The organism is Streptomyces sp. XY431 (genome assembly GCF_001279805.1).
In the GTDB taxonomy this organism is placed as follows: Bacteria; Actinomycetota; Actinomycetes; order Streptomycetales; family Streptomycetaceae; genus Kitasatospora; species Kitasatospora purpeofusca.
Genome location: NZ_LGDO01000372.1, coordinates 1 through 339 on the forward strand (window position 1 = coordinate 1; position 339 = coordinate 339).

At 74.9% G+C, this 339-nt stretch carries 1 protein-coding gene; it reads right to left on the minus strand.

All coding sequences use genetic code 11. The features are described from left to right. Positions 1 to 339: adenine nucleotide alpha hydrolase family protein (locus ADK60_RS26695; RefSeq protein WP_502687460.1), on the minus strand; the 339-nt coding region annotated here is incomplete at both ends.

A 339-nucleotide genomic window follows, 5' to 3' on the forward strand; every position in this document is an offset into this window, starting at 1 on the left:
GGCCTCGGTCAGCTCCGGACGGCCGGAGGACACCCGCGGGGTGCGCGAGACGACCTTGGCGGCGTTGCCGGTGAACGCGACGGTGACGTCCTCCACCGCACCCGCGGCCGGGGCGGCCTCCGGGGCGACGGCGTTCGGCTTGACGGTGATGACCGGGGCGCCGTGCGACACCGTGGACTTCACCTGGAAGGAAGCGGCGAACACCGACTGGGTGGCGACCGGACCGCTGTCGCCGGCCTCCAGGTCGACGGCGTCGGTGATGATGCCGGAGCCCAGGCGGAGGGCGACGCGGGCGGCGACCTCCTTGCCCTCGCCGGAGGAGGTGACCAGCACCGCGGC